21 protein-coding genes are annotated in these 23,927 nt (G+C 67.1%); 12 read left to right on the forward strand and 9 right to left on the reverse strand.

The window, feature by feature from the left end; genetic code table 11:
• Positions 1 to 8 precede the first annotated feature (8 nt).
• Positions 9 to 1,274, forward strand: coding sequence for a M20 family metallo-hydrolase (locus tag OCH7691_RS00355; protein WP_085881447.1), 1,266 nt, complete (start codon positions 9 to 11; stop codon positions 1,272 to 1,274).
• A gap of 9 nt (positions 1,275 to 1,283) precedes the next feature.
• Here OCH7691_RS00355 and OCH7691_RS00360 read toward each other — a convergent pair whose 3' ends face one another.
• Genes OCH7691_RS00360 through OCH7691_RS00375 form a run of 4 tightly spaced genes read right to left on the reverse strand, consistent with a single transcriptional unit; the run spans position 1,284 to position 4,706 of the window.
• Positions 1,284 to 2,021 carry an ABC transporter permease gene (locus tag OCH7691_RS00360; protein WP_085881448.1) on the reverse strand — a complete coding sequence of 246 codons (738 nt, stop codon included), beginning with the start codon at positions 2,019 to 2,021 and terminating at the stop codon, positions 1,284 to 1,286.
• A complete protein-coding gene (locus OCH7691_RS00365; RefSeq protein ID WP_085881449.1) occupies positions 2,012 to 2,905 on the reverse strand; it encodes an ABC transporter ATP-binding protein in 894 nt (297 codons plus the stop codon). The genes OCH7691_RS00360 and OCH7691_RS00365 overlap by 10 nt, the downstream gene beginning before the upstream one ends.
• Positions 2,898 to 3,764 (reverse strand): carbon-nitrogen hydrolase family protein, encoded by an 867-nt coding sequence (locus OCH7691_RS00370; RefSeq protein ID WP_085881450.1) that lies wholly within the window; start codon positions 3,762 to 3,764, stop codon positions 2,898 to 2,900. Before OCH7691_RS00370 ends, OCH7691_RS00365 begins: the two co-directional genes overlap by 8 nt.
• Positions 3,765 to 3,767: 3 nt before the next feature.
• Positions 3,768 to 4,706: a LysR family transcriptional regulator gene (locus tag OCH7691_RS00375; protein ID WP_176244875.1), complete on the reverse strand. Its 939-nt coding sequence runs from the start codon at positions 4,704 to 4,706 to the stop codon at positions 3,768 to 3,770.
• Between the two features lie 246 nt (positions 4,707 to 4,952).
• Between OCH7691_RS00375 and OCH7691_RS00380 the strand changes: the two genes are divergently transcribed.
• From OCH7691_RS00380 to speB, 5 genes are all read left to right on the forward strand, one after another.
• Complete coding sequence (locus tag OCH7691_RS00380; protein ID WP_085881452.1) at positions 4,953 to 6,077, forward strand: ABC transporter substrate-binding protein; 1,125 nt, start codon at positions 4,953 to 4,955, stop codon at positions 6,075 to 6,077.
• 73 nt (positions 6,078 to 6,150) lie between these two features.
• Positions 6,151 to 7,203, forward strand: coding sequence for an ABC transporter ATP-binding protein (locus OCH7691_RS00385; protein ID WP_085881453.1), 1,053 nt, complete (start codon positions 6,151 to 6,153; stop codon positions 7,201 to 7,203).
• On the forward strand, positions 7,200 to 8,060 hold the full coding sequence (locus OCH7691_RS00390) for an ABC transporter permease (RefSeq protein ID WP_085881454.1): 861 nt from the start codon (positions 7,200 to 7,202) through the stop codon (positions 8,058 to 8,060). Before OCH7691_RS00385 ends, OCH7691_RS00390 begins: the two co-directional genes overlap by 4 nt.
• Positions 8,060 to 8,857 (forward strand): ABC transporter permease, encoded by a 798-nt coding sequence (locus OCH7691_RS00395; RefSeq protein WP_085881455.1) that lies wholly within the window; start codon positions 8,060 to 8,062, stop codon positions 8,855 to 8,857. Before OCH7691_RS00390 ends, OCH7691_RS00395 begins: the two co-directional genes overlap by 1 nt.
• Before the next feature lie 24 nt (positions 8,858 to 8,881).
• Positions 8,882 to 9,850 carry an agmatinase gene (gene speB, locus OCH7691_RS00400; protein WP_085881456.1) on the forward strand — a complete coding sequence of 323 codons (969 nt, stop codon included), beginning with the start codon at positions 8,882 to 8,884 and terminating at the stop codon, positions 9,848 to 9,850.
• A gap of 220 nt (positions 9,851 to 10,070) precedes the next feature.
• Here the strand turns inward: speB and pap are convergent, their stop codons facing one another.
• Positions 10,071 to 11,543: a polyphosphate:AMP phosphotransferase gene (gene pap, locus OCH7691_RS00405; protein WP_085881457.1), complete on the reverse strand. Its 1,473-nt coding sequence runs from the start codon at positions 11,541 to 11,543 to the stop codon at positions 10,071 to 10,073.
• Positions 11,536 to 12,741, reverse strand: coding sequence for an aminotransferase (locus tag OCH7691_RS00410; RefSeq protein ID WP_085881458.1), 1,206 nt, complete (start codon positions 12,739 to 12,741; stop codon positions 11,536 to 11,538). The genes pap and OCH7691_RS00410 overlap by 8 nt, the downstream gene beginning before the upstream one ends.
• Before the next feature lie 296 nt (positions 12,742 to 13,037).
• Between OCH7691_RS00410 and OCH7691_RS00415 the strand changes: the two genes are divergently transcribed.
• The 4 genes from OCH7691_RS00415 to OCH7691_RS00430 all read left to right on the forward strand — a co-directional run bounded on the left by OCH7691_RS00415 (position 13,038) and on the right by OCH7691_RS00430 (position 17,258).
• Positions 13,038 to 14,018 (forward strand): type 2 periplasmic-binding domain-containing protein, encoded by a 981-nt coding sequence (locus OCH7691_RS00415; protein WP_217807724.1) that lies wholly within the window; start codon positions 13,038 to 13,040, stop codon positions 14,016 to 14,018.
• A gap of 79 nt (positions 14,019 to 14,097) precedes the next feature.
• Positions 14,098 to 14,742, forward strand: a complete 645-nt coding sequence (locus tag OCH7691_RS00420; RefSeq protein WP_085881460.1) for a TRAP transporter small permease subunit — start codon at positions 14,098 to 14,100, stop codon at positions 14,740 to 14,742.
• 3 nt (positions 14,743 to 14,745) lie between these two features.
• A complete protein-coding gene (locus OCH7691_RS00425) occupies positions 14,746 to 16,053 on the forward strand; it encodes a TRAP transporter large permease (protein ID WP_085881461.1) in 1,308 nt (435 codons plus the stop codon).
• Positions 16,054 to 16,094: 41 nt separating this feature from the next.
• On the forward strand, positions 16,095 to 17,258 hold the full coding sequence (locus OCH7691_RS00430) for an acyl-CoA dehydrogenase family protein (protein ID WP_085881462.1): 1,164 nt from the start codon (positions 16,095 to 16,097) through the stop codon (positions 17,256 to 17,258).
• Between the two features lie 15 nt (positions 17,259 to 17,273).
• Here the strand turns inward: OCH7691_RS00430 and OCH7691_RS00435 are convergent, their stop codons facing one another.
• Positions 17,274 to 17,477, reverse strand: a complete 204-nt coding sequence (locus tag OCH7691_RS00435) for a DUF1127 domain-containing protein (RefSeq protein ID WP_085881463.1) — start codon at positions 17,475 to 17,477, stop codon at positions 17,274 to 17,276.
• Between the two features lie 111 nt (positions 17,478 to 17,588).
• Between OCH7691_RS00435 and OCH7691_RS00440 the strand changes: the two genes are divergently transcribed.
• Positions 17,589 to 18,500 carry a transcriptional regulator GcvA gene (locus tag OCH7691_RS00440; RefSeq protein WP_085881464.1) on the forward strand — a complete coding sequence of 304 codons (912 nt, stop codon included), beginning with the start codon at positions 17,589 to 17,591 and terminating at the stop codon, positions 18,498 to 18,500.
• 4 nt (positions 18,501 to 18,504) lie between these two features.
• Here OCH7691_RS00440 and OCH7691_RS00445 read toward each other — a convergent pair whose 3' ends face one another.
• Together OCH7691_RS00445 and putA are read right to left on the reverse strand one after the other, a co-directional pair.
• Positions 18,505 to 19,269, reverse strand: a complete 765-nt coding sequence (locus OCH7691_RS00445; protein WP_085881465.1) for an HpcH/HpaI aldolase family protein — start codon at positions 19,267 to 19,269, stop codon at positions 18,505 to 18,507.
• 99 nt (positions 19,270 to 19,368) lie between these two features.
• Entirely contained in the window at positions 19,369 to 22,527 is a 3,159-nt protein-coding gene (gene putA / locus OCH7691_RS00450) for a bifunctional proline dehydrogenase/L-glutamate gamma-semialdehyde dehydrogenase PutA (protein WP_085881466.1), read from the reverse strand.
• Between the two features lie 60 nt (positions 22,528 to 22,587).
• Between putA and OCH7691_RS00455 the strand changes: the two genes are divergently transcribed.
• Positions 22,588 to 23,925, forward strand: coding sequence for a deoxyguanosinetriphosphate triphosphohydrolase (locus tag OCH7691_RS00455; RefSeq protein ID WP_085881467.1), 1,338 nt, complete (start codon positions 22,588 to 22,590; stop codon positions 23,923 to 23,925).
• Positions 23,926 to 23,927: the final 2 nt, after the last annotated feature.

Genomic DNA, 23,927 nt, shown 5'->3' on the forward strand with positions numbered 1-23,927 from the left:
CGGCGCCGATGCGGAACGATCATCAGGCGGCGCGTGCCGCAGCGGCCGTCGATGAAAACAGGCTCTGGGCCACGCTCATGCAGTTGGCCGAGATCGGCGCGACGGCAAAGGGCGGGGTCCGCCGGCTCGCCTACTCGGCCGAGGATATCGCCGCCCGCAAGCTGCTGATCGCGGAAGCCCGCGACCGCGGCTACGTGGTGCTGGGCGACGCGATCGGCAATCTCTTCATCCGCCGGCCGGGCCGCCGCGACGATCTCGCCCCGGTGATGACCGGCAGCCATCTCGACAGCCAGCCGACCGGCGGCAGGTTCGACGGCGCCTATGGCGTCATCGCCGGTCTCGAGGCGCTCCGCGCGCTCGACGACGCGGGACTGGAAACGCTCCGCCCGATCGATGTCGTCGCCTGGGCAAACGAGGAAGGCAGCCGCTTCCAGCCGGGCACCCTCGGCTCCGGCGCCTTCGCCGGAATCGTCGACTGGCGTGCCTTCGCCAAGGCGACCGACAGCGACGGCACGACCCTGGCGGACGCGCTTGCCGCCTGCCTCGCCGCCTTCCCCGATTTGCGACGGGCCGGGTTCGGCTATCCGATCCATGCCTATCTGGAAGCCCATATCGAGCAGGGCCCGATCCTCGAGGCCGAGGCGATGGAGGTCGGTATCGTCGAGGCGGTCCAGGGACTGCGCGGCTTCAGCATCGATATCGAGGGCATGGAAGCGCATGCCGGTACGACGCCCGAGCGCGACCGCAGGGACGCGATGACCGCCGCGATCGGCCTTATGGGCCAGCTCCGGGCGATCGCCGCCGATCCGGAGGATCGGCTCCGCTTCACCATCGGCCGCTTCGATCTCTATCCGAACTCGCCGAACACGACACCGAGCCGGGTTCATTTCTCCATCGACATGCGCCATCCGGAAGAAACCCGGCTCGACCGGCTGTCGGCCGAAATCGAGGCAATCGTCGCCGGTTACGCTGGCCCCTGCCGGGTCGCACTGGCCGTCGACCACCGGCTGCCCTGCCTGACCTTCACGCCACGCATCGTCGATCTGATCCGCGAGAGCGCGGCCGAGTCCGGCTGCCGTCACCGGGACATCTATTCCGGCGCCTCGCACGACGCGGTGAATATCGCGAAGCTGTGTCCGGCCGGGATGATCTTCGTGCCCTGCCGCGACGGGATCAGCCACAACGAGGCCGAATCGGCGACGCCCGAACATGCCGCCGCCGGCACCCGGGTGCTGGCCGCGAGCCTCGTCAAGCTGGCGAACGAGGCGGCCTGAGCGATCGGCCTAGCCGTAACGGGTCCACTGGTCGCGCGCCGCGGCCCAGCCGGCCACCAGCCCGAACAGCAAGGTATAGCCAATGAGGCCCAGTATCGCGGTCTTGTCGGGCGAGCGGCCGAGTACGACCGCCCAGGCGAGTTCCGCCAGCTCCCGTGTCGGCGTATAGGGCGAGATCGCCGCGACCGGATCCGGCAGGGCCTGCGGCGGCAGCCACAACCCGCCCACGAAGGCGAGCGGAAGGAACAGCATGTTGGCGACCGCGACAGAGGCCCGGGCACTGGTCAGGTAGCCGATGGCGATTCCCAGCAGCGTGAACGGAACCGCGCCGGCGAACAGCACGAGCGCAAGCTGGCCGAGCGTCGCGGCGGAGAACGAGGTTCCGGTGACGGCGCGCGAGACGGCGATGACCAGGGCAGCGGCGCCGAGCGCGAACAGGATCGCGGTCAGCAGCCGGGCCGCGATGCGCGGTCGCGGCGAGGTCGGCAGGGTCTTCAGATACCCTTCCCAGGGCGTTTCGCGATCCTGCGCGACACCGACACCGAACTGGTAGAAGCTGACACCGACCACCGCGTAGACGGTGAAGGAAACCGTGCCGAGTTGTCCGGCGAGCGTGCCGCCACCGGCCATTTCCGCCCCGAAGAAGCTGAACAGCATGGCCGGGAAGAGGATTGTCGGGACCCAATAGCCGGGATTGCGCAGCAGCTCCTTCAGTCCGGCGCGGAAATAGCTGGCGGTCAGGCGCATCGGGAAGCCCCCTCGCCGTCATCGCCGATCGTGCGCAAGGCGCTCTCCAGCGACATCGGTTCGACCTCCAGGTCGCGGAAGGCAACGCCGGACTGCACCAGTGCCCGGACCAGCCGATCCGCGTCGGACGCGACGATCCGGTGGCAGTCTCCGTTGGTTTCAGCCGCGAGGACGGCCGGCAAGGTCGGGCATTCCGCGGCCCGGAAGGTGACCTGCCGAGCCCTGACCCGGTTGCGGATCTCGGCCACGCTGCCGGTCATGGCAATCCGTCCCGTCCGCAACAGGACAATACGGCTGGCCAGCGCCTCCGCTTCTTCCAGGTAATGGGTGGTCAGCAGCAGGGTATTGCCGGCCTTCGCGAATTCCGCCAGGAAGGCCCAGAATTCGCGACGGATGTCGGCATCCAGGCCGGTCGTCGGCTCGTCGAGGAAAACCAGCCCGGCGCCGCCCGCGAAGGCGAGCGCCAGGGCGATCCGGCGGCGCTGGCCACCGCTCAGGCCGCCGCTCTGGCGATCGACGAAATCGCCGAGGCCGAAACGCACGATCAGTTCGTCTGTCGGCCTCGGCGACGGATAATGCGCGCGGACAAGTTCGATCACCTCGCGCCCGCTCAGCCGCGGCGGGAAGGCCGCGTCCTGCGGTGTCACCCCGACGCCGAGCCGCCGCGAGGGATCGCGCGGGTCGCCGCCAAGCAGTTCCGCCTTGCCGCTGTCGGGGCGGCGCAGGCCGAGCATGATCTCCATCGCCGTCGTCTTGCCGGCCCCGTTCGGCCCCAGTAGGGCGAGGATCTCGCCTTTCCGAACCTGCAGGCTGACGCCGTCGAGCGCCTGTGTCGCGCCGAACCTCTTGGTAACCGCGTTCAGGCCGGCGACGATCTCAGCCATTCGCCGCGTCACGCCGCGCCGTCACCTGTTCGAGCAGCCCATCGTAGAGATCGGGTCGCCGTTCCGCGAGATAGGGATAATGCAGATCACGGGCCCGGTAAGCGGCCATGTCGACCGGCGCAACCAGCAGGATTTCGCCGTCCGCCGGGGCCGAGGCGAGCGCCGCCCCGTCCGGCGCGGCGATCAGCGAGAGCCCGGCATGGAGATAGCCGTTCTCGATGCCGCAATGATTGGCATAGGCGATGGCGACACGGTTTTCCAACGCCCGGGCCGGGACCAGCCGCGTCGCCACTTCCTGCGTCCCGCGATCGAGCGCGGTCGGCACGAGCAGCAGGTCGGCGCCCCGAAGCGCCAGGATCCGCGCCGGTTCCGGGAACTCGATGTCGTAACAGATCAGGATCCCGACACCGAGACCCTCGAGGCGGCAGGTGACGAACCGGTCGCCGGGGCGGAACAGACGCTTCTCCTCGGCCCCGTAGAGATGGACCTTGCGATAATTGGCGACAGGCCGGCCGGCCCGGTCGATCGCCTGGGCGCTGTTGTGGACATCGCGGCCGACCCTTTCCGGATAGCCATAGACGATCGCGATCCCGGCCTCGCGGGCGATCTCGCCGACCGTCGCCGCCATCGGGCCGTCCGCCGGCTCGGCAAGTTCCCACATCCTGTCGCCGATGTTGTAGCCGCTCAGGAACAGTTCCGGTGTCACCAGGATCGCGGCGCCGGCGGCCGCGGCCTCGCCGGCGACCCGGCGCAGGCGCCGCAGGTTGGCGGCGACGTCGCCGCTATCGCTGGCCGCCTGCAGCAGCGCCACTGTCACCGGCTTCGAGGCCGGGCTTCCGGTCGGGACATGGTTCGCCATCGCCTACTCCGCCGCTCGCATCCGGTCCTTGCCCGGCTGCGCCAATTCGTTCATCGCCGCTTCGACATCCGTCAGGAAGGTGCTCAGCACCAGTGACGGCCGGGGGTTCCGCCGGGTGATCAGCGCGAAGGTGGAATGATAGCGAAGCTGCTCGGGCAGAAGCGAGCGCATTTCGCCGGCGTCGACCCAGGCCGCCGCGTAGTGGCAGGGCAGATAACCGAGGTAACGGCCCGAGAGGATCAGCAGGGCCTGCGCCTCCATGTGATAGACGGTTGCCGCATGGCGGACGGCGCCGACGCGGGCAATATCCTCCCGCCGCCAGTAGCCGCGGGCGACAACGCGATGCGCCTGAAGGTCGTCCGGCGAGACCTTCTCTTGCGGGAAGAGCGGGTGCAGATGGCCGCAATAGAACTCCAGCGTCTCGTCATGGAGGGGGCGGCTCTCCAGCCCGTCGACCGGGTCCGGAAAGAAGCCGAAGGCAAGGTCCAGCCGTCCGTCCAGGACCGCGCGCTGCAGTTCCTGCGGGCGATCGACCACCAGTTCCAGATGGACCTCGTTCCGGCGCCCGTGAAAGCGACGGATCGCATGATGGATGACCGTCGCCGGGTCGCTGATCACGCAATCGATCATGCCGACCTTGAGATTGCCGAGCAGCCGACCCCGCAGCGCCCCGGTAACCGCCGTGAAGTCATCGATCGCGGCGAACAGGCGCTGGCTTTCGCGATAGACCTCGGCCCCCTTTTCGGTCAGTTCGAAGCCGCCCCGCCCGCGTCGGCAGAGCCGCATGCCGAGACGCCGCTCGAGCGCCGACATGTAGCCGCTGATCGACGGTGCGCTCAGGTTCAGCCGGATCTGCGCTGCCGCGTAGCCGCCGCAATCGACGACCGTGGCAAAAACCCGGAGCATCTTCAGATCGACATCGGCCAGGCCTTGACTGGACATCCCGTTTGCGCCTTCCATCACTTCGACAATTTCAGAACTCAGCTTTTGCCATTTGGAATTTATCAGAAGCAACAGTCGCATTAGTCACGAAACAGGATGATGACGGGAATCCCGAAGGATCGGTCGCGACAGGGCGGCCTTCATAACGGGCAAGTCAGTACAGGGTTGAGCAGAGCGCCCGGCAGCCTGCGAACAGGACGGCCGGACGTGGGGTGTCACGAAGCTGACGCAACAGGAGGCTGTGCAATGAAGACAATCGACAAGACCCACCAGGGCGCGTCCGGGCGCGCTCACGGCGTAACCCGCCGCCATGTGCTGGCCGGCGCCGCCGCGCTTGGCGCGAGCGCCGTCGCGGCGCCCTTTATCCGCCCGGCCCGGGCCGCGGAGCCGCTCAAGGTCGGTACCTACGGCGGCTATTTCGAGGAGAGTTTCGTCAAGCACGTCTATCCGGAATTCACCAAGGCGACCGGCATCGAGGTCCAGTCCATCGCCGAGCCGACCGGCTCCACCTGGCTGGTCCAGCTCGAGAACGCCGCCCGCGCCGGGATTGCGCCGGCCGACGTGTCGATGATGGCCGGTGTGCCGCGCCTGCGCGGCGCCTCGGCGAAACTCTGGGCGCCGCTCGACACGGCGAAGATCCCGAATCTCGCGAACGTCAGCTCGGGTTTCATCGAGAAATATGACGACGGCAGCACCTATGGTGTCGGGGCGGTGTCCTGGTACATCACGCTCTGCTCGAACACCAAGACGTTCCCGGACGCCCCGGCTTCCTGGGCCGACATGTGGGCGGCGGACAAGAAGGACACGCTCGGCCTGCTCGCACTGCCGCAGAACTCCTTCCTGCTGGAGATCACCGCGACGACCTACTTCGGCGGCCCCGATATCCTCAAGACCCAGGAGGGGATCGAGAAGGTGCTGGCGAAGCTTGCCGAGGTGAAGCCGAATGTCCGGCTCTGGTACAAGGACGAGGGCACGTTCCAGCAGGCGCTGCAGGACGGCGAGATCCCGATGGGCCAGTATTATCACGACGTGACCGGGCTCGCGGCGGCCGACGGCTTCCCCGTGCGCTCGACCTTCCCGAAGGAGGGCGGCGTCGTCGATTCCGGCTTCTGGGTGGTATCCAAGGCCTCCAAGATGCTGGATCAGGCCCAGACCTTCATCGACTACACCTCGAGCCCGGCGGTGCAGGCGACGCTCGCCCGCAAGGTCGGGACCGCGCCGGTCGTCGCACGCAAGCATCTCGACCTCAGCGACGACGAGTTCGCTGCCGTCGCGAGCGATATTCCGCCGATCGTCCCGCAATACGACATCTACCTGAAATGGGGCGACTGGATCTCGGAGAAATGGACGGCGATGATCACCGCCGGCTGACCGGCAGGCGGCGGAGCGCCCGCGTTCCGCCGCCCCCCGGGCATCGCCGCGACTGACACGACCACGGGGACCCATGCACGAACTGGCACTTGAGGGCGTCACGAAGCGCTTCGGCACCGTCACCGCCGTCGCCGATGTCTCGCTCGCCATCCCGGGCGGCAGTTTCGTCTGTTTCCTGGGCCCGTCCGGGTGCGGCAAGACCACGCTTCTCCGACTGATCGCCGGGCTCGAGACACCGAGCAGGGGCCGGGTCCGTCTCGATGGCCAGGATCTGACCGGGCTTCCCCCGCATCGCCGGAATATCGGCATGGTCTTCCAGTCGCTGGCGCTGTTCCCCCACCTCGCGGTGGGCGACAATGTCGGCTACGGCCTCCGGATCCGCAATGTCGGCAAGGCCGAGCGGGCGCGTCGGGTCGAGGAACTGCTCGCCCTCGTCCAGCTCGACGGCTACGGCGACCGGGCCATCAGCCAGTTGTCGGGCGGCCAGCGCCAGCGCGTCGCGATCGCCCGGGCGCTCGCCATGGAACCCAGCCTGTTCCTGCTCGACGAACCACTCTCGGCGCTCGACGCGAAGCTACGCGAGGCCATGCAGGTCGAGCTCCGCCAGTTGCAGCAGCGCCTCGGCATCACCACGATCGTCGTCACCCACGACCAGCGCGAAGCAATGACGATGTCGGACCTGATCGTCGTCATGAGCGAGGCCCGGGTGCAGCAGATCGGGCCGCCGCTGGAGATCTATCGCAATCCGGCGAACCGCTTCGTCGCCGACTTCATCGGGGCCAGCAACCTGCTGACGGCCGAGCGGGCCGGCCCCGGCGCGGCGCGGATCGGCGACCTCCGGCTCGCCGTATCCGGCGGCACGGAAACCTCGAACGAAGGCGCCGTGACCCTGCTGATCCGCCCGGAGGAAGTACAGATCCTGGGCGCGGGAGCGGCCGGCCCCAACCGGATCGACGGTACCGTGCGCTTCCTGCGCGACGTCGGCGCCTCGGTCGAGATCCACCTCGACAGCGCGGCCGGACCGCTCATCGCCGTGGCCGCGCCGAAGGATTGTCCGCCGCTCGCGGTTGGCACGACGACGGCGCTGGAACTTCCGGCGGCGGCGCTCGTCGCCCTCGACCGATGAGGCCCGCCGGCGACACCGCGGGGACGCGCGCCGGCCATCTGGCCGGCATTTACCCGGCACTCATGATCGGGATCTTCTTCCTGATCCCCTTCGCCCTCATGCTCGCGGTCAGCGTCGCCCACCGTGTCCCGGACGGTTTCTACGAGTTCGCCTTCGAGGCGGACAACTACCGGCGCATTTTCGAGCCGGTCTATCTGCGCACGACGCTCTTCTCGGTCGGGATCGCCGCCCTGGTCGCGGCGATCTGCATCGCCATCGGCTTTCCCTTCACCTATCACCTGACGCGCCTGCCGCGCCGCGCGCAGGTGCTCTGGCTGATCTTCATCCTTGCCGTGCTGTCGCTTTCCGAGGTGCTGATCGCCTTCTGCTGGCAGGTCCTGCTGTCGCGTACCGCCGGGATCGGCAATGTCGCCGTCTGGCTCGGGCTGGTCGAGCGGGCATCGAGCTTCTACCCGTCCTTCGGCGCGGTCGTGCTGGCGCTGGTCTATCTGGTCCTGCCCTATTCGGTGCTGGTGCTTTATCCGCCGCTCAGCCGGCTGGAGCCGGAGATCCCGGAAGCGGCGCGCATGCTGGGCGCCTCGCCACTCCGCACCTTCTTCGGCACCGTCGTGCCCGTGATGCGCCCGGCGATCACCGCCGCGGCGATCATGATCTTCGTCTTCACCATCGGCGCCTACCTGATCCCGCAGGTCCTGGGCAAACCGGAACACTGGACCCTGTCGGTGCTGATCACCGACCAGGCGGTCTTCAACGCCAACATGCCGTTCGCCGCCGCGCTTGCCAGCTTCCTGATGGCGATCACGGTCGTCCTGGTGATGGCGGTGCTGTGGCTCGAACGCCGGCAGGAGGCAGCCTGATGCGCCTGCTCCGTACCGCCTTCATGACCCTGGTCGCTGTCTTCCTGGCGCTTCCGCTGATCGTCATCGCCGGGATCTCGCTGAACGAGAAACGCTTCCTTTCCTTCCCGCCGGAGGGCCTGTCGCTGCGCTGGTACGGCGAATTGTTCGCCGACGCCGGCTGGCTCGCGGCGGTCGAGCGCAGCCTGATCGTTGCCACCCTCGCCGGCCTGCTCGCGCTCACGATCGCCGTGCCGATCGCCTACCTGCTCTGGCGCCACGGGCTCGCCTACGCGAAGGCCCTCTACGGCCTCGGCATCGCCCCCTTCATGCTGCCGCCGGTCATCCTCGCGCTCGGCTACCTGATCTTCTGGACCTCGGCCGGCAACCACGGCCAGCTCGAGAACGTGGTGATCGCGCACGCGATCTTCCTGACGGCGCTGCCGCTGATCACCACCTCGCTCGGCTTCGAGGCGATCAACCGCGAGGTCGTCGAGGCGGCGCGCACGATGGGGGCCGGCGAGATCACCGTTGTCCGCACCGTGATCCTGCCGCTGATCCGGCCCTACATGCTGTCCGGCTTCGCCTTCGCCTACGTGCTCAGCCTGAACGAATACATCATCGCCTTCATGACCGTCGGCTTCACCTACGAGACCCTACCGGTCAAGATCTTCAACGCGCTCCGCTACGGCTATTCGCCGGTCATGGCGGTCGTCGCCGTGCTCTTCATGGCCATGTCCGTCACGATTTTCGGCCTGATCGCCCGCTTCGGCGACCTGCCGCGCCTGCTTGGCGCCTGGGCCGCCAAGGAAGACTGAACCCGCAAGCCCCGAGGTTGCACCATGACCTATCGCTATCCCGAGTTCGCCGACCCGAAGGTCCGACCGCGCTATACCGGCATCCCGACCTTCATGCGCACGCCCTACGCGGAGGACTGGACCGGCCTCGACATCGGGCTGATCGGCGTGCCGTTCGACGGCGGCGTCACCAACCGGCCGGGGGCCCGCCACGGCCCGCGCGAGATCCGCAACCAGTCGAGCCTGATCCGCCGCATCAACCATGCGACGAAGATCGATCCCTACGCGCTCTGCCGGATCGCCGATCTGGGCGACGCCTGGGTCGAGCAGCCGTTCGAGCTGAAAGGCGCGCATGACGAGATCGCGGCCTTCTACAAGGCCGTGCAGGCGGCCGGGATCGTCCCTGTCTCGGCCGGCGGCGATCACTCGGTGACCCTGCCGATCTTCCGCGCGATCGCCGCGGATCGCCCGGTCGGGATGGTTCATTTCGACGCCCATTGCGATACCGGCGACGATTACCTGGGCTCGAAATTCCATCATGGAGCGCCGTTCCGCCGGGCCGTGGAGGAGGGCCTTCTCGATCCGAAGCGGACCATCCAGATCGGTATCCGGGGCAGCGTCAACGACCTCGGAATCTGGAGCTTCAGCCACGAGAGCGGCATGCGCGTCATCTATATCGAGGAATTCCACGAGATCGGCGTGAAGGGCGCCATCGCCGAGGCCCGCCGTGTTGTCGGCGACGGCCCGGTTTATGTGAGTTTCGACGTCGACGGCCTCGACCCGGTCTATGCGCCGGGCACCGGGACCCCGGAAGTCGGCGGCTTCTCGACGCTGGAGGCACAGCTCATGATCCGCGCGCTGGGCGATCTGGACATCATCGGCGGCGACGTGGTCGAGGTCGCCCCGCCGTTCGACCCGTCGGGCAATACCGCGCTGGTCGGCGCGACGATCATGTACGAGATCCTCTGCATCGCCGCCGCCGCCCATGCCCGGCGCAACGGCAGTGGCGGCTGATCGTCGATCACGTCCGATCAAGAGGCGGTGAGGCCCGTAGACAGGCGGCAATTGCGGCGTATCGTGTTTGCGAGCAAGGCAACTCGGAGTGCCCGCGACCGGTACCGGTGTCAGGCGTCCCCCTGTCCAACGCCCCCTGTTGGCTGACACCGTGCGGTCCGGGCCTCCCCTTTTTTTGCCCGGCACCGCGATCCGGAGCATGGCCCCCGGAAATCCGCCCTCAGAGCACCGATTCCAGCCGTTTGCACAATGTCTTCAGGACCTTGACACGGGCATGGCGCTTGTCCTCGGCCTCGATCAGCGTCCACGGCGCGGCCCGGGTGCTGGTCCGCTCGATCATGTCGTTGGCGGCGACCGCGTAGGCATCCCACTGACGCCGGTTACGCCAGTCGTCGTCGGTGATCTTGTACTGCTTGAACGGGGTCTGCTCGCGCGCCTTGAAGCGCTTCAGCTGCTCGTCCTTGCTGATGTGCAGCCAGAATTTCAGCACCAGGTAATTGTCGTCCGCGAGCTGGGTCTCGAAGTCGTTGATCTCGGTATAGGCGCGTTGCCAGTCGGCTTCATCGCAGAATCCCTCGACGCGCTCGACCAGCACCCGGCCATACCAGGACCGGTCGAAAACCGATAGCTGGCCATGGCGCGGCAGGCGGCGCCAGAAACGCCACAGATAGGGGTGCGCCAGTTCCTCCTCGCTCGGCGCGGAGATCGGGAACATCCGCACCATGCGCGGGTCGAGGGCGCGGACGATGCGGCGGATGGCGCCGCCCTTGCCGGCGGCGTCCCAGCCTTCGAAGACGGTGACCACCGCGCGCCCGTCGAAGGCCCCCTTCTCCGCCAGCTTGAACAGCCTGTGCTGATAACGGGCAAGCTGTCGTTCGTAACTCGACTTGTCCAGCGACTTCCCGAGATCGAGGCTGTCGAGGATCGTCCGCCCGTCGATCGACGGCGCGGTCATGCTGACCGCCTCCGGCCGGGCCGGTTCCTTGCCGGCCATTCGTTCGCCAATCGCGTCGGCGATGGTGCGGCCGAGCATCACGTCGCGATAATGCCCGTCGGCGCTCGGCACGACGATCCAGGGGGCATGCGCGGCATTGGTCCGGCGGATGACGGTCTCGCTGGTCTCGTTGACGGCGGCGTGGTTGGCGACGCCGGACCATTCCGCCAGCACGTGCAGACCGGGACTGGGTTTTCGCGCGATCGCCGCCAGCCGCTTCTTCTGCTGCTCGAGCGAGAGGTGGAACCAGAGCTTCAGGATCAGCACGCCTTCGCTGGCAAGCATCGCCTCGAAGCGGTTGATGGCGCCGAGTTCGCGATCGAAGCTCGCGGCGTCCCGTTCGCCCAGCACGCGGGCCCGCATCGGGTCGAAATACCAGCTTCCGAAGACGACGGCGATCTCGCCCTTCGGCGGGACGGCGTGCCAGTAGCGCCACATCCGGGGATGCATGCGCTGCTCCTCGGTCGGCTCGCCGAAGGCGTGGGCCTTCATGTGCTTCGGATCCATCCATTCGAACAGGGAATGGATCGCCTCGCCCTTGCCGGCGCCATCGACGCCGGAAACAACGACGATCACCGAGAAATCGCGCTTCTCCGCCAGTTCGAGCTGACGGGAGAGGAGATCGAAGCGCAGTGTCTCGACCGCTTCCCGGTAAGCCTCCTTGTTCAGCGAATGTTTCTGCTCGGCGACCTCAAACATGGCCTGATCCGGCCATACTCGGGGCCGCGTTCGCAAAGGCCAGGCGTTCCGGGAGGGCCGCGAGCGCGGCTTCGCCCAGATTGGCGAAGGCGAGGCGCAGATAATCCTCCTGCCCGGGACCGAACATTGATCCCGGCAGGCAGTGAACGCGGGCCTCGCGCACCAGGTCGCGGGCAACCTCGGCCGCGGGGCGGCCGGGCCACGGGTGGCGGACATAGGCGAAGTAGGCCCCGGCGCCGGCGAGCTCGAAGCCGCCCGGCCGGTCGGCGAAGATCGCGCGCACCCGGTCGAGCCGCGCCGCCATCGTCCGCCGGTTCGCCTCGCGCCAGGCGTCCAGGTTGCGGAGCCCGTACAACGCGGCGATCTGACCCGTATGCGGCGCGCAGATAGCCAGCGTATCCATGATCTTTGCGGCCCGGGCGATGAACGTCGGGTCGGCGATGATCGAGCCGACCCTGTGACCGGTGAGGCAATAGACCTTCGAGAAACTGTAGAGCTGGATGACGGTCTCGCCCCATTCCGGATCGCCGAACAGGTGGTGCGCGGGCACACCGCCTTCCTCGCGAAAGTCCTTGTAGGTTTCGTCGAGCACCAGCGCGATCCCGCGCGCCCGCGCGATGTCGCGGAACGCGGCGATCACCTCGGGCGGATAGACCGTGCCGGTCGGGTTGTTCGGGGTCACCAGGACGATTGCCCGGGTCCGCGGGCCGATCAGCAGGGCCGCCTCGGCGGGGTCGGGCACACCGCCCCGATCGGGCCGGAACGGCAGATACCGGGCGACAATCCCCTGCATGTCGAGCCACATCTGGTGATTGAAGTAATAGGGCAGCGGCAGGATGACCTCGTCGCCGGGCCCGGCAAGAGCCGAGATCGCGAGACAGAAGGCCTGGTTGCAGCCGGCGGAAATCAGTACGTTCGCCGCCTGCAGGACACCGCCGTATTCGTCCTGCATGTGCCCGGCGAGCGCCGCCCTGAGATCCGGGACTCCGGTGATGGCGGTGTAGCGCGACGAACCGGGCCGGCGGATCCGCGCGGCAAGATCGTCAAGCAGGTCGTCGGGCGGCGGATAGGCCGGCACCGCCTGCGCCATCGGCAGAATCGGGCGGGCCGGATCGGGAACCAGGCCGTCGAGCCAGCCGTCGGCCTCGGCGATCGGTGGTTCGATGGCCCCCGCCACCATTGGATTCATCGCGAACATGCCGTCGCCTCTTTCCGCAAGACTGATCCCGGTCCTTCGATATTAGCGTGTCCGCGATACCGCGCCGCAACATTCGCGAGCCAGACAAAAGGTTTCACGAGCAACCTTGAGTTCGCTTGTGGCTCCCCCGGAGCTTGGCTATGCTTCCTTTCAAAGCGGCACGATTGAACGACCTCTATGAATGGTCGCAATTCGAGAACCGATTATCAAACGTCAAAACGGGAGGATTATTGATGGTACTTCGTGGGATATTGGCCGGCGCTGCCCTTGCGGTCGTCGGATCGTTCGGAGTGAGCGTGACCGCCGTACCGGCGAACGCCGCCGAGATCATTGACGGACCGAAGGTCAACTGGAATTTCGCGGTCTGGGGCAAGCGCCGGGCATTCACCGAAGGCATGGAATATGCCGCAGAGCAGGTCAAGGAACGGACCGGCGGCAAATTCACCATCACGATGGGCTACGGCTCATTCTCGAAGCCGAAGGAAACCCTGGACGGCGTCAAGCTTGGCGCGACGCAGGGCGCGATGTTCTGCAACTTCTACCATCCGGGCAAGAATCCGGCCTTCATGGTGTTCACGCTGCCGTTCCTCCCGCTCGGCGATCCCGACGTGCGGATCCGCGTGACGCGCAAGCTCTACGAACATCCGGCCCTGGTCGCCGACATGGATCGCTGGAACGCGATGACCTATGTCTCGACCATCCTGCCGCAGTACGAATTCTTCGGCCGCGGCAAGGAGCCGCACAAGCCGGAAGACTTCGCCGGCATGCGGGTGCGCGCCGGCGGCGGCATCGGCAGCGCGATGGAGAAGCTCGGCGCGACGCTCTCGACCGTCCCCGCCACCGAGGTTTACACGACGCTGGAGCGTGGCACGGTCGACGCGGCCTCGTTCCCCTATACCTACGCCCATGTCGCCTACAAGCTGCATGAGATCGCCGACTGGTTCACCGGCAATCTGAGCCCCGGCACCTCGGAATGCCCGGCGGTATTCAACAAGGACGCCTATGCCGCGCTGCCCCAGCAGTACAAGGATCTGCTGATGGGCATGCGCGACGAGATCTACGCCGTGCAGAAAAAGGCCTATGCCGACATCGACGCCAAGAACCTGCCGATGCTGCGCGAGAAGCTTACGGAAATCACCTATACCGAGGAGCAGCGCGCCGACTTCCAGGAGAAGGCCGGCAAGGTGGTCTGGGACGAGTGGGTCAAGGACAATCCGAAGCTGCCGGGCCAGGAACTGATCGACCTGATCCTCAGCGAAGCCAAGGCTTCCATGTAACAACAGTGGATCGGGTGCCGGGCGGGGTCGGCGACGATCACCCGCCCGGCACCCGGACGCCGTAGCCCGGATCGGTGGCATGACGCATTCCCCATCGTCGTCGTCGCACGACGGCGCTCAGTTGTTGTTTTTCGACGCCCTTCTTTTCCGCGTCGAGAAGTCCTTCACCTTCATTGCCGCGTTCGGCATCTTCTTCCTGATGCTGCTGGGCGTCACGCAGGTCGTCGGCCGCAAACTGTTCGACATACCGGTCTACGGCTACATCGACCTCGTCGAGCAATCGACGGCGCTCTTCGCCTTCCTCGGCGTCGCCTATTGCCAGCGCTTCGGCACCCATGTGCGGATGGAACTCGTCGTCAGCCATCTGTCCGGCCGCACGCTCTGGGTGGTCGAGGCGATCGCGATCGTCTTCTCGATCGTCATCGTCAGCATCTTCATCCCCCACAGCTTCGATCATTTCCTCCGGGCCTGGGAATACGGCGATACGACGATCGATGCTGAATTCCCGGTCTGGCCGTCCAAGCTGCTCGTGCCGATCGCCTTTTCCGTTCTCTGGCTTCGGCTGGTGCTGCAGCTTGCCGGTTTCATCCGGCTGTCGATACGGCCCGACGCGACGCCGGTCGCCGTGACAACCGTGCACGACATCGAGACGAAGGCGCGAATCGAGATCGAGGACGCCTACGTCTCCGACAAGAACGGCGCATCGCCGTCCCAGCGGGGCTAGGTCATGGAATTGGATCCGCTCACCGTCGGCCTGATCGGGATGGGCGGGCTGCTCGTCCTGGTCCTTCTCGGCGTTCGTGTCGTCTTCGCCGCCTCCGCGGTCGGCCTGATCGGGCTGGTCGTGCTCCTCGGCTGGGGGCCGGGCGCCGGCCTCGCCGGCACCATTCCCCATTCGAAATCGGTCTCCTACACGCTCAGCGTGCTGCCGATGTTCATCCTGATCGGCTACCTGGCCTTCCACGCCGGGATCACGGCCGCCGCCTTCGACGCGGCGCGGAAATGGTTCGGTTGGGTGCCCGGCGGTCTCGCCGTCGCGACCGTCCTGGCGACTGCCGGCTTCGCCGCCGTCTCGGGCGCCAGCACATCGACCGCCGCCGTCTTTGCCCGCATCGCGATCCCCGAGATGCTGCGCTACAATTACGACCGGCGGCTGGCTGCGGGCGTGGTCGCCGCCGGCGGCACGCTGGCCTCGCTCATTCCGCCAAGCGCGATCCTGATCATCTACGCGATCATCGTCGAGGAATCGGTCGGCAAGCTGCTGCTCGCCGGCTTCATCCCCGGCATGATCTCGGCCCTCATCTATGTCGCACTGATCATCGGCCGGGCCAAGCTCAACCCGAAGCTCGGGCCACCCGTCGGTGGCTTCACCTGGGGTGACCGGATGCGCTCGCTGCCCGGCATCTCGCCGATCATCGCGGTCGTTCTGGTGATCTTCGGTGGCATCTATTTCGGCTGGTCCACGCCGACCGAGGCCGGCGCCGTCGGCGCCTTCGTCGTCTTCTGCATGGCCATGGCCCGCGGCATGGGCTGGGCGAAACTGAAGGACGCGCTGCTCGAGACGGCGACGCTCACGGTGATGATCTTCTCCATCATCTGGGGCGTTCTGGTCTTCGTCCGCTTCCTCGGCTTCGCGCAGTTGCCCGAGGCCTTCGCCGCATGGATCGTCGCCCTGCCGCTGCCACCGTTCGCGATCATCATCATGATCCTGCTCGGCTATACCATCCTCGGCATGTTCATGGACGCGATCGGCATGCTGCTGCTGACCCTCCCGGTCGTCTATCCGGCGGTCATGGCGCTGGGCTACGATTCGGTCTGGTTCGGCATCATCGTCGTCAAGATGGCGGAAATTTGCCTGGTCACCCCGCCGATCGGCCTCAACTGCTATGTCGTCAACGGGGTCAGACCGGACATACCGCTGCAGGACGTGTTCCGGGGCATCTGGCCCTTCTTCCTGGCCGACGTGGCGACCGTCGGCCTGTTCATCGCCTATCCGGAGCTGATCACCTGGCTGCCGAACCTGATGACCAACTGACGAACCCTGCCTGAATCGAAGCGTGGAGTAGTGTGGCCGTGATGGAGGACCTCACCGAGGAGCAGAACGCGATCGTCGATGCCGTGGCGCAGCTCTGCGGCCGTTTCGACGATGCCTACTGGCTGAAACGCGACAGCGAGGGCGGCTTCCCGGAAGACTTTCACAAGGCAATGGCCGATGCCGGCTGGCTCGGCATCGCCATGCCCGAGGAATACGGCGGCGCCGGCCTCGGGGTCACCGAGGCCGCCCTGATGATGCACGAGGTGGCGCGCTCGTCAGGCGCCATGTCGGCGGCCTCGGCGATCCACATCAACATCTTCGGGCCGCATCCGATCGTCGTTTTCGGCGACGAGGAACAGCGCCAGCGCTGGCTGCCCGACCTGATCCGCGGCGCGGTCAAGACCTGCTTCGGCGTGACAGAGCCCGACGCCGGCCTCAACACCACGGCGATCACCACGCGGGCCGAGCGGGACGGCAATGGCTATATCATCCACGGTCGCAAGATGTGGACGTCGACGGCGCAGGAAGCCGACAAGATCATGCTGCTCGCCCGGACCACGCCACGCGAGCAATGCGCCCGCCCGACCGATGGCCTGAGCCTGTTCTATACCGACCTCGATCGCGCGCAGGTCGAGGTCCGGGAAATCGGCAAGATGGGGCGGAAGGCGGTCGATTCGAACGCGCTCTTCATCGACGGCCTGCGGGTTCCGCTCGAAGACCGGATCGGCGAGGAGGGCAAGGGCTTCCAGTATATCCTGCACAGCCTCAATCCGGAGCGCATCCTGATCGGCGCGGAGGCCATCGGCATCGGCCGCAACGCGCTTGCCCGGGCCGCGCAATATGCTCGCGAGCGAGTCGTCTTCGGGCGCCCGATCGGGCAGAACCAGTCGATCCAGCACCCGCTCGCCGAATGCTGGATGGAACTGGAGGCCGCCTGGCTGATGGTGCGCCACGGCGCCGCGCTCTACGACCGCGGCAAGCCCTGCGGGGCTGAGGCCAATACCGCGAAATATCTCGGCGCGGAAGCGGGCTTCAAGACCTGCACCCAGGCCGTCATGACCCATGGCGGCATGGGCTATGCCAAGGAATTCCACGTCGAGCGGCTGATGCGCGAGGTCATGATCTGCCGGCTCGCGCCGGTCAGCCCGCAGCTGATCCTGTGTCACATCGCCGAGAAGCAGCTTGGCCTGCCGAAGTCGTACTGAGCGGTTGTCGCCCTCTCACTCGCGCCAGAACGGCTTGTTGATCTCGTAAACCGCATCCGAGATCGACCGGCCGACATCGTGCAGGTCGCGTTCGCTCCAGCGCGCCAGTTCGGCGCGTGCCCGCGACCGCTTGCGCCAAAGGGCGATTTCCCGGCCGGCGGCACGGAACATGTCCATGAAGCCGGCGCGTCTCGGCTCGTGAAGGGTAGTGGTGCTCATGATCTCTCTCCAGAGACTGATCTCTTGAGGCGAGATTTATGAGTTCACCTGAACCTATACCAACGATATATTCTCAGGCACACATGACATCATGTCATGAGGCCATGCCCGATGCTGAACCGCCTGCCTTCGCTGAACGGGCTTCGTACTTTCGAATGCGTCGCCCGCCACATGAGTTTCACCGCCGCCGCGCGCGAGCTCAACGTGACCCAGACGGCGGTCAGTCACCAGATTCGCCGGCTCGAGGCGGAACTGGGGCTCCGCCTGTTCGATCGTGGCGGCCGTTCGCTCCAGCTGACGGCCGAAGGCAATCTCTACCTGCCGGCGGTCCGGGCGGCATTCGACGGCCTGCGGCACGCGACCGCGCGGCTCGGGCAGGACATGCGGCCGAACACGCTCACGGTCTCGACGCTCACCTCGCTCGCCGCGAAGTGGCTGGTCCCGAAGCTGGGCGGCTTCCAGGCCATCGCGCCGGACATCGACGTCCGGGTCACGACCTCGCTGGCGCTGGTCGATTTCGGACGTGACGAAGTCGACGTGGCGATCCGTTACGGCCACGGCGACTGGCCGGGACTGCGTGCCGATCTGCTGATGAACGACGAGGTCCTGCCGGTCTGCAGCCCGGCACTTCTCGCCGGACCGATCCCGCTCGACCGTCCGGCGGATCTGGAGCGTCATACGCTGATCCATACCTCGACCGCACCGGACGACTGGCAGCTCTGGCTGACCGCGGTCGGCCTCGACTTCCCGCCGAGTCACCGCATCACCACCGATCTCGCGCTGTCGGCGATCCAGGCGGCAATCGACGGCGTCGGGGTCGCCATCGCCCGGCGGCGCTTCGTCGAGGATGACCTGGTCGCCGGCCGCCTGGTCGAGCCCTTCGACGTCAACCTGCCGGTCGAGGCCGGCTATTACGTGGTGGCGCCGGCGGAAACAGCGGATCGGGAGAAGATCCGCCGTTTCCGGGACTGGCTGATGACGGTCGCCGCGGCGACGCCGATTGCCGCGGTGGCGGGCGCCTGAAGGCTCAGCCCTTCAGTTCCTTCACGACATTGTCGACGGCGTTCCGGAGCGCCGAGAGCTCGGACGAGACCGACACGAAGACGAAGCCGAGATCGAGATAGCGGCGTGCCTCGGCAAGGCTGTACGCCATGATGCCGGCCGGTATGCCGATCTTCTTCGCCCGCGCCGCGACATCGGCGATCACCGACTGCACCGCCTCGTCATTGTGGCGGTTGATATAGCCGAGATTGGCCGACAGGTCGGACGGGCCGATGAAGACCCCATCGACGCCATCGACAGCGGCGATCGCCTCCAGGTTCTTGACCGCCTCGGCGCTTTCGAGCTGCACGAGGACGCAGTTCCGCGCCTCCATGTTGGCGAGGAAATCCGGGTCGCGGCCATAGGCGTTGGCGCCGTTGGCAAGTAGGACGCCGCGATTGCCCTTCGGCGGGAAGCGGGTCGCGGCGACGGCCGCCTTCGCCTCCTCGGCATTCTGCACGTAGGGCACCAGCAAGGTCGAGTAACCGACATCCATCAACCGCTTGATCAGGATCGGGTCGTTCCAGGCGACGCGGGTGACCGCCGTCGACGGGCCGCCATGCAGGATCTGGTAGTGCAGCAGCGCCTCCATCGGATCGTTCTGCGCATGTTCGGTATCGACGAGCAGCCAGTCGAGGCCAGCGTCGCGCACCACGGCGGTGGCGACGGGGCTCACCAGGCTGAGCCACATCCCGATTTGCGGCCGCCCGGCCTTGATCGCGTCCTTGAACGGATTGAGTGCGTTCGCCATCCCTTTAACTCCCTCGACGATGTCGTCCTGTTTCGCCGGCACCGATCGCGCCGGCCCCCGATTCCCCGTAGCAGGATTGCCGAAGCCGCGCCAGCGACGTCACAAGTCCTGTTCTTCCAGCGACAGAAGGCCCGCATTGCCTCCGGTCGCGGTGATATTGACCGACAGCGTGCGCTCGGTCGCGAAACGGTGCAGATAATGCGGCCCGCCGGCCTTCGGACCGGTCCCGCTCAACCCCTCGCCGCCAAACGGCTGAACGCCGACGACAGCGCCGACCATGTTGCGGTTGACATAGGCATTGCCGACCCGGAGTCGCCGGCAGATATGTTCGGCGCGCTCGTCGATCCGGGTATGAACGCCAAGTGTCAGGCCATAGCCGGTGCCGTTGATCGCGTCGAGAACCGCGTCGAGACGCTCGATCTCGAAGCGCACCACATGCAGGACCGGGCCGAAGACCTCGCGCTCCAGCACGCCGATCCCCTCGATCTCGAAGGCGCGCGGCGCGAAAAAGGTGCCGTGTCCGCAATCGGCGCCGAGCCGAACCCGGCCGATCTCGCGCGCGGACTCCGCTATGCGCCTGGCATGGGCCTCAAGGATACCGAGCGCCTCCCTGTCGATCACCGGGCCGATATCGGTTTCCAGCAGGCCGGGATCGCCGACCTTCAGCTCGGCCATCGCCCCCTCCAGCATGCGGATCAGGCGGTCGGCGACATCGTCCTGCACGAACAGCACCCGCAAGGCCGAGCAGCGCTGGCCGGCGCTGCCGAAGGCCGAGGAGACGACATCCGGGATGACCTGTTCGGCGAGCGCCGAGGAATCGACCAGCATCGCGTTCTGGCCGCCGGTCTCGGCGATCAGCGGCAGGATCGCGCCCGGCCGGTCGGCGAGCCGCCGGTTGATCAGCTTCGCCGTCTCGGTCGAGCCGGTGAAGGCGACCCCGGCCAGCGCCGGATGGGCAAGCAGGGCATTGCCAATCTCCGGTCCCGGGCCAGGCAGGAGCTGCAACACCTCGGCCGGCACGCCCGCCTCGTGCGCCAGCGCGACGGCGCGGGCGGCGATCAACGGCGTTTGCTCGGCCGGCTTGGCGAGCACCGCGTTGCCGGCGGCAAGCGCCGCGGCCACCTGGCCGGTAAAGATCGCGAGCGGGAAATTCCACGGACTGATGCAGAGGAAGACACCGCGCCCGGCGAGCGCGATCTCGTTCCGCTCTCCCGTCGGGCCTGGCAGGGCGACCGGGGCGACGAAATCCCGGCGCGCACCGGCCGCGTAGTATCGGCAGAAATCGGCCGCCTCGCGCACTTCCGAGATGGCGTCGGGCAGGGTCTTGCCCGCTTCCCGGACGAGAAGCGCCATGAGTTCGGCCCGCCGGCCCTCGAGCAGGTCGGCAAGGCGCTCGAGAATCGCCGCCCGTTTCGCCCCCCCGACGGCATTCCAGTCCGGGGCCGCCCCGGCCGCCGCGTCGGCCGCGCGGCCGGCGATCGCCGCATCGGCCTCGACGACCTCGCCGACGACGCGCCGGTTGTCGGACGGGTCGCGTATCTCGGCTGCCTTGCCGCCGCGCTTGCCAGCCGCGAGCGACGGCGCCGCCTTCCAGCCGCGCTTGGCAAAGCGCTCCATTTCAGGCGCCAGCGCCGCCGTGACGCTGGGGTCGGAAAAGTCGATCCCGGTCGAGTTCTTCCGCTCCGCCCCGTAGAGATCGACCGGCAGCGGGATCCCCGGGTGGGGCTTCCGGGTAAGCTTCGCGACCCGCGCCGTCGGATCGGCGATGATCTCCTCGATCGGCGCCTTGTCGTCGACGATCCGGTTGACGAAGGAGGTATTAGCGCCGTTCTCCAGCAATCGGCGGACTAGGTAGGCGAGCAGATCCTCGTGCCGCCCGACCGGCGCATAGACCCGGCACGGGATGCCGAGCGTGCCTTCCGGCACGATCTCCTCGTAGAGCGGCACGCCCATGCCGTGCAGGCGCTGGAATTCGAAGCCACCCTTGTCATCGCCGGCGAAAGCGAGGATGGCGGCGACGCTGTGCGCATTGTGGGTCGCGAACTGGCAGTGGAAGCGGTCCCGGCGGGCGAGCAGCGCCCGCGCGCAGACGAGGTAGGAAAGGTCTGTCGAGGCCTTGCGGGTGAATACCGGATAGCCCGGGAAACCCGCTTCCTGGCTCCGCTTGATCTCGCTGTCCCAGTAGGCGCCCTTGACCAGCCGCACCATGATCCGCCGGCCGCCGGTGCGGGCAAGCTCGGCAAGCCAGTCGACGGCGTGAGGGGCCCGTTTCTGGTAGGCCTGGAGAGCGAGGCCGAGGCCGTCCCAGCCGTCGAGCGCCGGATCGAGATAGACGTGCTTCAGGATCTCGAGCTGCAGCTCAAGCCGGTCCGCCTCCTCCGCGTCGATGGTCAACCCGATGTTATGGTCCTTCGCGGCGAGGGCGAGACTGCGAACCTGGGGCACGATACGGGCAACGCAATCGGCGCGCTGCGCCTCCTCGTAGCGTGGATCGAGGGCGGACAGCTTGACCGAGATCCCGGCGCGCTCCATCACCGTCGCCCCCCTTGCGGCGGAACCGATCGCCTCGATCGCGTCCTCGTAGGCCTTGAAGTAGCGGGCCGCATCCTCCCGGGTCCGCGCCGCCTCGCCCAGCATATCGTATGAATAGCGGTAGCCGCGCGCCTCCCATTCCTCGGCGCGCTCGATTGCCTCGCCGATATCGCGGCCCATGACGAACTGCTTGCCCATGATCCGCATCGCCTGGCGCATCGCCTCGCGGATGAACGGCTCGCCGCCGCGCCGCATCAGGCCCCGGAAGGAGCGACGGAGGCCGGACGGCTCGACGTCGCCGCTGCCGAGCAGGCGGCCCGAGAACATCAGCCCCCAGGTCGACGCGTTGACGAAGGCCGAACTGGACTGTCCGAGATGGCTTTCCCAGTTTGCCGGCCCGATCTTGTCGCGGATCAGGTCATCCATCGTGCCGGCGTCGGGAATTCGCAACAGCGCCTCGGCGAGACACATGAGGACGATCCCCTCGCGGCTCGAAAGCTCGTACTCGTGCAGGAAGGCATCCAGCCCGCCGGTGCCGCGGCGGCCGCGGCGGACCGCCTTGACCAGCTTGCGGGCGCGATCCTCGATCGCCGCACCCGTCCGGGCGTCCAGCGACCATTCGGCAAGCAGCGCCTCGACCGCCGCCGTCTCGTCCATCCTGTAGGCGCGCCGGAGCGGCGCGAAGTCCGGCGGCCCTTTTTCTTGCGGCGGAGCGGCGAAGATCATGGTTCCTCCAGGTCAAGCGGCTTGTCAGAGACTAGCGGCCTCCCTAACGTGGCGGCAATCATGATGGACTGGAAAAAACTTCTTTCGGCACAGCGTTTCGGCCAGGACGAGCCCGAGCCGGTGCTCTCCCATCGCAGCCCGTTCCACAAGGATTTCGACCGGGTCGTCTTCTCCTCGGCGTTCCGGCGCATGCAGGACAAGACCCAGGTCCATTCGTTGCCGCCCACAGACTATGTGCGGACCCGCCTTACCCATTCCATGGAAGCGGCGTCGGTCGGCCGCTCGCTCGGGGCCGGGGTCGGCCAGACGATCATCCAGCGGCACCAGCTGGATGGCGACTACGCCCCGGCCGAGTTCGGCCATATCGTCTCGGCGGCCTGCCTGACGCACGATATCGGCAATCCGCCGTTCGGCCATTTCGGCGAGGAGGTGATCGGCGACTGGTTCGTGAACGGTCCGCTGGCCGACGAGCTGGCGCGCAATCTCAGCGACGTCGAACGGGCCGACTTCGCCCATTTCGAGGGCAATGCCCAGGGCTTCCGGATCGTCAGCAAGCTGCAGAACTGGCGTGGCAAGGGCGGCCTCAGGCTCACCAACGCGACGCTCGCCACCTTCGCGAAATATCCCCGCGGCTCGGTCGCCGCCCCCGGGAACGCCGGCGACGCCGGGGCCAAGAAATTCGGCTTCTTCGCCTCCGAGCGTGAGGAGTTCGCCGCCGTCGCCGAGGCGGTCGGCCTGATCGCGCACGGCCGCGACTACTGGTCCCGTCATCCGCTCTGCTACCTGGTCGAGGCGGCGGACGACATCTGCTACCGCATCGTCGATCTGGAGGACGGCCTGAAGCTTGGTCGGATATCCTTCGAGGAGAGCGAGACCCTGCTCCTTGCGCTGCTCGGCCGGGTGCCGAGCCGCTACCGGGAGATCGACGGTGCCTCGGACCGGATCGGCTATCTCCGCGCCAAGTCGATCGGGGCGCTGATCCGGCAGGTCGTCGAGGTCTTCAACGACAACGAGGCGGCAATCGTCGAGGGCCGTTTCAAGGGCGAACTGCTCGGCCATATCCAGAGCGCCGCGGCACTCGACGAAATCTTCCGAGTCACCGGCGAGAAGCTGTTCACCCATCCCGAACGGCTCCAGGTCGAGGTCAGCGGCTCGGAGATCCTGACCACCATCCTCGACGCCTTCACCCGCGCCTTCCTGGAAAAGGAACGGGAAGCCGCCGGCGGGACCCGGATGTCGCCGAGAGCGCGGGTGCTGACCGAGCTCTTTCCCGACGAGCAGATGCCGCTCGACAACCGCTATCTCTGGCTGCGCGGCATCGTCGATTACGTGTCGGGCATGACCGATTCCTTCGCCGTCCAGCAATTCCGCCATCTGCGCGGCCTGATCGGCAGCTAGGC

The organism is Oceanibacterium hippocampi (assembly GCF_900172325.1).
GTDB lineage: Bacteria > Pseudomonadota > Alphaproteobacteria > Sneathiellales > Sneathiellaceae > Oceanibacterium > Oceanibacterium hippocampi.

Bases quoted from the DNA above. Each gene is read 5' to 3' on its own strand.
- OCH7691_RS00355 (WP_085881447.1), top strand. From the start codon at position 9: ATGCGGAACGATCATCAGGCGGCGCGTGCCGCAGCGGCCGTCGATGAA.
- OCH7691_RS00360 (WP_085881448.1), bottom strand. From the start codon at position 2,021: ATGCGCCTGACCGCCAGCTATTTCCGCGCCGGACTGAAGGAGCTGCTG.
- OCH7691_RS00365 (WP_085881449.1), bottom strand. From the start codon at position 2,905: ATGGCTGAGATCGTCGCCGGCCTGAACGCGGTTACCAAGAGGTTCGGC.
- OCH7691_RS00370 (WP_085881450.1), bottom strand. From the start codon at position 3,764: ATGGCGAACCATGTCCCGACCGGAAGCCCGGCCTCGAAGCCGGTGACA.
- OCH7691_RS00375 (WP_176244875.1), bottom strand. From the start codon at position 4,706: ATGTCCAGTCAAGGCCTGGCCGATGTCGATCTGAAGATGCTCCGGGTT.
- OCH7691_RS00380 (WP_085881452.1), top strand. From the start codon at position 4,953: ATGAAGACAATCGACAAGACCCACCAGGGCGCGTCCGGGCGCGCTCAC.
- OCH7691_RS00385 (WP_085881453.1), top strand. From the start codon at position 6,151: ATGCACGAACTGGCACTTGAGGGCGTCACGAAGCGCTTCGGCACCGTC.
- OCH7691_RS00390 (WP_085881454.1), top strand. From the start codon at position 7,200: ATGAGGCCCGCCGGCGACACCGCGGGGACGCGCGCCGGCCATCTGGCC.
- OCH7691_RS00395 (WP_085881455.1), top strand. From the start codon at position 8,060: ATGCGCCTGCTCCGTACCGCCTTCATGACCCTGGTCGCTGTCTTCCTG.
- speB (WP_085881456.1), top strand. From the start codon at position 8,882: ATGACCTATCGCTATCCCGAGTTCGCCGACCCGAAGGTCCGACCGCGC.
- pap (WP_085881457.1), bottom strand. From the start codon at position 11,543: ATGTTTGAGGTCGCCGAGCAGAAACATTCGCTGAACAAGGAGGCTTAC.
- OCH7691_RS00410 (WP_085881458.1), bottom strand. From the start codon at position 12,741: ATGTTCGCGATGAATCCAATGGTGGCGGGGGCCATCGAACCACCGATC.
- OCH7691_RS00420 (WP_085881460.1), top strand. From the start codon at position 14,098: ATGACGCATTCCCCATCGTCGTCGTCGCACGACGGCGCTCAGTTGTTG.
- OCH7691_RS00425 (WP_085881461.1), top strand. From the start codon at position 14,746: ATGGAATTGGATCCGCTCACCGTCGGCCTGATCGGGATGGGCGGGCTG.
- OCH7691_RS00430 (WP_085881462.1), top strand. From the start codon at position 16,095: ATGGAGGACCTCACCGAGGAGCAGAACGCGATCGTCGATGCCGTGGCG.
- OCH7691_RS00435 (WP_085881463.1), bottom strand. From the start codon at position 17,477: ATGAGCACCACTACCCTTCACGAGCCGAGACGCGCCGGCTTCATGGAC.
- OCH7691_RS00440 (WP_085881464.1), top strand. From the start codon at position 17,589: ATGCTGAACCGCCTGCCTTCGCTGAACGGGCTTCGTACTTTCGAATGC.
- OCH7691_RS00445 (WP_085881465.1), bottom strand. From the start codon at position 19,269: ATGGCGAACGCACTCAATCCGTTCAAGGACGCGATCAAGGCCGGGCGG.
- putA (WP_085881466.1), bottom strand. From the start codon at position 22,527: ATGATCTTCGCCGCTCCGCCGCAAGAAAAAGGGCCGCCGGACTTCGCG.
- OCH7691_RS00455 (WP_085881467.1), top strand. From the start codon at position 22,588: ATGATGGACTGGAAAAAACTTCTTTCGGCACAGCGTTTCGGCCAGGAC.